The organism is Halanaerobium kushneri (genome assembly GCF_900156285.1).
Taxonomy (GTDB): Bacteria; Bacillota; Halanaerobiia; order Halanaerobiales; family Halanaerobiaceae; genus Halanaerobium; species Halanaerobium kushneri.
Genome location: NZ_FTNC01000047.1, coordinates 1 through 6,281, shown reverse-complemented (window position 1 = coordinate 6,281; position 6,281 = coordinate 1). Strand labels below are relative to the sequence as shown.

Sequence of the window (6,281 nt, the reverse complement as noted above, 5' to 3'; positions counted from 1 at the left end):
CGGTGGCGAATCAATAATTACCTTCTTATCTCGATCTACTTTTGTTTTCAACTTTTCGATTACCGGCACAGCTTTTTCTTCTTTAGTGTTCAATTCTCCCTGCCAGAAATCTAAATTGGGTAGAGAGTCATGGCGTAATTTACCAAGTTCTTTTTCCTTTTCAGTAATTGCAGCTTCCGGACAAACAATTTTACAACCGCCACAGCTGTGGCAGACTTCTTCAAAAATCAGTACCTTATCCAGCATCATTGCCAGGGCATTATATTCACAAAAGTCAACACATTTTCGGCAGGCTGTACATTTATCATCATTAACTTCTGGAATCAACCTCATTACTGATTCAAACTCTTTACTCTCAATTTCTGGCGATATAAAAATGTAATCATTTGGTTCCTCAACATCTGCATCGAGCAGCTGAACATTCTCCAGAGCAAGGGCCAGATTAACAGCCAGGGTAGTCTTTCCAGTTCCACCCTTACCACTTAGAATTGAAAGTGAAATTTCTTCAGCCAATTTAATGGTTTCCTCCCGGGCCAGCTTCGGCCTCAGCTAATTTACCTGCCTGATAATCGCTGTATACTTCTTTAATTAATTTTTGTTCATTTAAATCTAAAACCTTAATTCCAGCTGCTGAAAGTGCCTGATAGGCTTTAGGACCAAAATGATAGGCAGCAACTATGTCTGCCCCCTGATCGGCACATAATTGAGCAGCACCTACTCCAGCACCACTGTTTTTCTGGGCAGCAGTATTTTTTACAAATTCAATTTGGTCTGTATCTGTATTTATAAAAGCAAAGTAAGTAGCTCTCCCGAAATTATCATGTACTTCTGTTTCCATAGTTCCCTCTGCAACTGCAGGTATCACTAATCTCATTTTTAAAACCCCCATTTTTAATTATACACCTGTACCTGTACAAAATTTTGTACAGGTACAGGTGACATTATTTCCTAATTACTTTGGATCCATATTCAATTTAAGTGGCTCTACTTTCTCATCAAAGCCCTGCTCTCTTTCGACCAGTTTTTTTGCAATTTTAATAAATTCCTGAGAAATCTCAGATTCTGGCTCATCAAAAACAATTGGATTACCCGAATCACTGCGGCGTCTTACCTCTGAAATCAACGGCAGCTGTCCCAGCAGTTCTGTCTCCATAAAATCCGCCAGATCCTGACCACCATCTTCTCCGAAAATATAATCTTTGCTGCCGCATTCTGAACACCTATAATAGGCCATATTTTCTACCACACCAATAATCTCATGATCCATCTTATCAGCCATAGCACCAATTCTTCCGGCTACTTTGGTTGCTGTAACCTGCGGAGTAGTTACGACTAAAGTTTCGGCATGGGGAACCTTCTGCATAATATTTAGCGGCATATCTCCAGTTCCAGGAGGCAGGTCAATCAGCATGTAATCTATCTCTCCCCAGCGCACATCCTTAAAGAACTGTTCTAAAGCTCCAGCGAGCAGGGGGGCTCTCCAGATCACAGGACTATTTTCATCTACAAATGAGCCCATAGAAATTGCTTTAATTCCTTTAACCTCCGGTGGAATAATTTCTTTTTCACTGACTGCTCTCGGTTTATCTGTAACTCCAAGTATCCGGGGAACACTAAATCCTCTTACATCAGCATCTATAATTCCCACTTTATGCCCTAACTCAGCCAGAGCGGTAGCCAGGTTTACAGTGACAGTTGATTTACCAACCCCACCCTTACCACTGGCCACAGCTATAATTCCTTTATTGATAGTGCCGTGTTCCAAGACAATTTTTTTATCCTTTACATCATACATTAAATAATCACCTCATTATATATTATGGTCATTTGTTCATTTAGCTGTATTAAATATAACACTTTTTTTATTTCAAATCAAGTAGCCTAATTACCTTATCTACTTTTTAAGCTAATTTTATTTTGATTTTTAGACTAAATAGGATAAAATATTATTTGAGAAGTCCAAACTAATTATTATATAAATTTAAAATGAAAAAATCAGTTTAATGTTTATCTAAATAACTGTGATTTAATTTTATAAACTAAAGGGTGTAATAAATGAGAAAAGAAAGATTAATTACTTATCAGGAAAGCATGAATCTAAATAATAGCATCTATATTGATGCCAGAACTAAATCTGAATATGAAGAAGCAACAATTCCGGGTGCAGTCAATATAGAACTACTCAATCAGGAAGAACGGAAAATTATTGGAACTATATATAAGCAGCAGAGTCCAAAAAAAGCTAAATTAAAGGGGGTTGAACTAGTTTCTCCAAAAATCCCCGATCTAATTGCAGCAGTAAATCAACTGGCACAGGAATATGATAATTTAATTATCTTCTGTTCACGAGGGGGGCTGCGCAGCAAAAGTCTGGCAGAATTTTCAGATCTGGCAGGTATTGAAGTTTATCGTCTTGAAGGTGGTTATAAACATTACCGTCATTACATTTTAGACAGACTGGAAAATTATAAGTTCCAGAGCGAAATTGTTGTTCTACATGGAAACACTGGAGTGGGAAAAACTTATATATTAAAGGAAATGGAAAAAATGGGAGCAAATATAATTGATCTGGAGGGAATTGCTAATCACAGAGGATCTGCTTTTGGCAGTATTGGTCTCAAAGAACCTTACAATCAAAAATATTTTGAATCCCTGCTCTGGGAGGAACTGGAGCAAAAAGATCAACCTGGAAAATATATTTTTGTAGAAGCTGAAAGTAGAAGGGTAGGTCATTCGGTTATTCCAGATTTTTTTCATGAAAAAATGAAAAAAGGAGAAGATATTTTAATTAAAGCTTCAACTAAAAAAAGAGTGGAAAATATTTATTTAGAGTATATTAAAGATATTGAAAGTGACCAACAAAAATTTAGAGAGAGAGTACTTGAGTCTTTAAGAGCCATTAAAAAATATATTATCAAAAAAGCTGGGAAAAAAACTTACCGTAAATTAATTGAACTTACAGAAAAAAGTTCATTTAAAGAATTAACCCGAGTTTTGCTGGAAGAATATTATGACCCCATGTATAGGCATTCGCAGAATAAAATTAATAATTACCAAGCTATAATAAAGGCTGAAAATATAAAAAAAGCCGCCAGAAAAATCATTCAACTTTACAGCTAAGCGGTTTTTACAAGCTGCTGGATAATAATTTTACCGTACAGACAATACTCTTAAATATTAATCCCCTTCTTTTTAAGAATTCAGAAGGGGATTTTAGGTAATTAGTCAGGACTTAATCAATTTATAATTGTCAAGTTTTAAGACTTCCAATAAGTCACTTATGTCTTTGAGCTTAATTTGCGTACTAATTCCACCCTGGGCCAGATCTTCATTTTCATGAAAATCAGATCCAGAAATCATCTTTAAGTTGTGTTTTCTAGCATATTCTAAAGCTTTATAATTTCTGGAATTATGGCGTGGATTACCATTATAAACTTCCAGACCGTCCAGCAGTTCATCTGCTGCAGGCTTCATATTCTTTCTAAATGGATGTGCCTGAAAAACTAAAATTTGCTGATCATCTTTAACAGTCTTTGCCCTAAATTCTTTTAAAGATAATTGATTTAAATAAGGATTATTGAGTAAATAATCTTCTTTCAGTCCATATACCAGATATTCATTTGGATCCTCAGTAAATTTAATCTCAAGCCCCAAAAATACTTCAAAATCTAAATCTTGAGCAGTTCTTTTAGCCTTCCGATATCCTTTTAAATATTTCTCCAGCTGCTCCTTCCAATTCAAATTCGATATTTTTTCAAATAAGCGAGTATAATAATGATCAGTAATAACTAAAGCACTATAACCAGCCTGGTAATACATTTTTACTGCTTTCACTGCCTCAATCGAACCACAGCGGCTACTTTCAGCAGTATGAGAGTGAAGTTCAATTTTATATTTATTCATAATTTAACTCCTCGAAAATGTTTAGATGATTGTCCTGGAAAATAAAATTTACTTACATTATTAATCACCATTTTTCGTAATGAACAATATCATCACTCAATCTATCTACCTTTCCCTTTTCTTCAGCCGGATATCCAACAGCAATTAAGGACAGGGTTTTAAAGTGATTTGGCATTTCTAGATAGTCACTTACTGCTTTTTCTCTATCTTCAGCCGGATGACATCCAATCCAGACAGTACCCAGATCTAAGGTTACAGCTTCCAGTAAAATATTTTCCGTTGCAGCAGAGCAATCCTGTACCCAGAAGCCCTCATATTTCTGTTTATTTAAATCTGCACAAACTGCTATAGCCAGCGGAGCTTCTTTTAACATTTTTGCATAGGGATGAATTTCAGCCAGATGATTAAGACGCTCTCTATCTTTTATAACTACAAAATGCCATGGCTGTTCATTTCCAGCGGAAGGAGCAGCAACTCCTGCCTCTAATAATTTTTCAATTTTTTCTGGTTCAACCTTTTTATCCTGATATTTTCTAATACTTCGACGCTTAAAAATTTCTTCCATTGATTATCTCCTCCTAATATAATATTATATAAAAAATTAAATAATAAAAAAAGCCCTCAGTATAAACTGAGAGCTTAATTAGAATCTAGAATTTAAATATAAATTTAAACTTTATTTCTACTATTTCTGCCAATTAAAACTGCAAATATTACGAGTAATGCCGCAATAAGCCAGCCAAAAGTAAGAAGTTCACTCATCGGATAACCACCGTAGGCAGCACTAAATTCAGAAATAGTATTTTGAATAAAACCAATACCAATAAATAAAGGGGCTACAACCTTAATCATTATTTTCCAGCCACTACCAATATGTAGGTCCGAACTAAGATTCATATTATCCTTAATTTTGTCTAAATCAAAAGCATAACTTAAAACCAGCATTTCAACAAGCCCTACTACCAGCAGTCCAAAAATATTGACAAAGTGATCAACAATATCAAGAATAGCTATTCCACCCTGAGTAACCATAGGCAGACCAAGCACAAAACCAACAATAGAAACTAAGGTAACAGCCTTTTTTCTACTTAAACTAAAATTATCAATTAGTGATGATACTACTGATTCAATTAAAGAAATACTTGATGAAAGGCCTGCTATTGTTAATGAAAAGAAAAATGCAAAACCAAATATCTGAGGTAAACCAGGCAATAAATTAATTGCTTTCGGAAAAGCTATAAAAGCAAGACCAATACCCGAAGTTGCAACATCACCAATGGCAACTCCCTGCTGACCAGCCATATAACCAAGTATACCAAACACTCCAAAGCCAACAACTATACTAAAAATACTATTTGATAAAGCCGCAATAATTCCATTTTTGACAACATCTGATTTTTTGGGTAAATAACTGGAATAAGCAATCATGATTCCAAAACCCAGACTTAAAGTAAAGAAAATCTGACCATAAGCACCAACCCAGATATTCCAATCCAGAATTTTAGAAAAATCGGGGGTTACAAAAGCCTTAACTCCTTCCATTGCTCCCGGAAGAGTAATTCCTCTAAATACAATAATTAAAACCATAGCAGCTAAAAGTGGCATAAAAATCTTACTTGCTTTTTCTATACCTTTTTCAACCCCACCTGCAATAATAAGATAATTAATTAACCAGATAGCTAATAAAGCAAAAAAGATTGGCCATTGAATTCCACCTAAATTAAAGGCACTGCCTGAAAAGTTAAGAAACTCTCCAAAGAAAAATCCTTCTGGATCTGCAGTCCAGCCTAAAGAAAATGATTCAAATACGAATAATAAACTCCAGGCAATAATAACAATGTAGTAAACTGTTACTACAAAAGCAATTAAAACTGACCACCAGCCAACCCATTCAAATTTTTCATTAATTTTACGAAAAGAACTGGGGGCTGAATTTCTGGTGAAAAAACCAAAACCCATTTCAAGCAGTAGTAATGGTATACCAGCAGTTATTAGGGCAAATAAATAAGGGAATAAAAAGGCACCTCCACCATTTTCATAAGCCTGATAAGAAAAACGCCAAATATTACCAAGTCCCACTGCTGAACCAATTGTTGCTAAAATAAAACCAAGTCTTGTTCCCCATTGATCACGTTTCTGTTCCATTTCACTTTCCTCCCTCTCTCTTCTTTCTACTCAATTTGTTTTTCCCTGATCTGTCTGACTCGGCTAATCTTTATAAAATATACTTAAAATATCATTAATACTAAGCTAAATACAACCTTAGATTTGACTACTAAATTTTTAAACTTGAATTCGGCAAGTAAAAATACCGAATCCAGTTATGATAGTCTTTAAACAGTAAATCTAGTTCAAATTTTTTTGAATAAAAAAATAGA

At 34.8% G+C, this 6,281-nt stretch carries 7 protein-coding genes; 1 reads left to right on the top strand and 6 read right to left on the bottom strand.

The genetic code is table 11. The features are described 5' to 3' along the window. The 3 genes from BW929_RS14960 to BW929_RS14950 form a co-directional block, all read right to left on the bottom strand. Positions 1-513: 4Fe-4S binding protein (locus tag BW929_RS14960; RefSeq protein WP_159437169.1), on the bottom strand; the 513-nt coding region annotated here is incomplete at its 3' end. Position 514: 1 nt separating this feature from the next. Further along, positions 515-874: a NifB/NifX family molybdenum-iron cluster-binding protein gene (locus BW929_RS14955; protein WP_076546266.1), complete on the bottom strand. Its 360-nt coding sequence runs from the start codon at positions 872-874 to the stop codon at positions 515-517. 78 nt (positions 875-952) lie between these two features. Next, the gene (locus BW929_RS14950) at positions 953-1,795 is read right to left on the bottom strand and encodes an Mrp/NBP35 family ATP-binding protein (protein WP_076546265.1); all 843 of its coding nucleotides are present in this window, start codon (positions 1,793-1,795) and stop codon (positions 953-955) included. 260 nt (positions 1,796-2,055) lie between these two features. Between BW929_RS14950 and mnmH the strand changes: the two genes are divergently transcribed. After that, complete coding sequence (gene mnmH / locus BW929_RS14945) at positions 2,056-3,120, top strand: tRNA 2-selenouridine(34) synthase MnmH (RefSeq protein ID WP_076546264.1); 1,065 nt, start codon at positions 2,056-2,058, stop codon at positions 3,118-3,120. 105 nt (positions 3,121-3,225) lie between these two features. On the opposite strand, the gene BW929_RS14940 is transcribed toward mnmH, so the two are convergent. The 3 genes from BW929_RS14940 to BW929_RS14930 all read right to left on the bottom strand — a co-directional run bounded on the left by BW929_RS14940 (position 3,226) and on the right by BW929_RS14930 (position 6,048). Next, positions 3,226-3,903 carry a PHP domain-containing protein gene (locus BW929_RS14940; RefSeq protein WP_076546263.1) on the bottom strand — a complete coding sequence of 226 codons (678 nt, stop codon included), beginning with the start codon at positions 3,901-3,903 and terminating at the stop codon, positions 3,226-3,228. Positions 3,904-3,967: 64 nt separating this feature from the next. Beyond that, positions 3,968-4,468, bottom strand: coding sequence for a nitroreductase family protein (locus BW929_RS14935; RefSeq protein WP_076546262.1), 501 nt, complete (start codon positions 4,466-4,468; stop codon positions 3,968-3,970). A gap of 104 nt (positions 4,469-4,572) precedes the next feature. Then, positions 4,573-6,048 carry a sodium-dependent transporter gene (locus BW929_RS14930; RefSeq protein ID WP_076546261.1) on the bottom strand — a complete coding sequence of 492 codons (1,476 nt, stop codon included), beginning with the start codon at positions 6,046-6,048 and terminating at the stop codon, positions 4,573-4,575. Positions 6,049-6,281 lie beyond the last annotated feature (233 nt).

Coding starts and splice junctions, on each gene's coding strand:
- BW929_RS14940 (WP_076546263.1), bottom strand. CDS start 3,903: ATGAATAAATATAAAATTGAACTTCACTCTCATACTGCTGAAAGTAGC.
- BW929_RS14930 (WP_076546261.1), bottom strand. CDS start 6,048: ATGGAACAGAAACGTGATCAATGGGGAACAAGACTTGGTTTTATTTTA.
- BW929_RS14935 (WP_076546262.1), bottom strand. CDS start 4,468: ATGGAAGAAATTTTTAAGCGTCGAAGTATTAGAAAATATCAGGATAAA.
- BW929_RS14955 (WP_076546266.1), bottom strand. CDS start 874: ATGAGATTAGTGATACCTGCAGTTGCAGAGGGAACTATGGAAACAGAA.
- BW929_RS14950 (WP_076546265.1), bottom strand. CDS start 1,795: ATGTATGATGTAAAGGATAAAAAAATTGTCTTGGAACACGGCACTATC.
- mnmH (WP_076546264.1), top strand. CDS start 2,056: ATGAGAAAAGAAAGATTAATTACTTATCAGGAAAGCATGAATCTAAAT.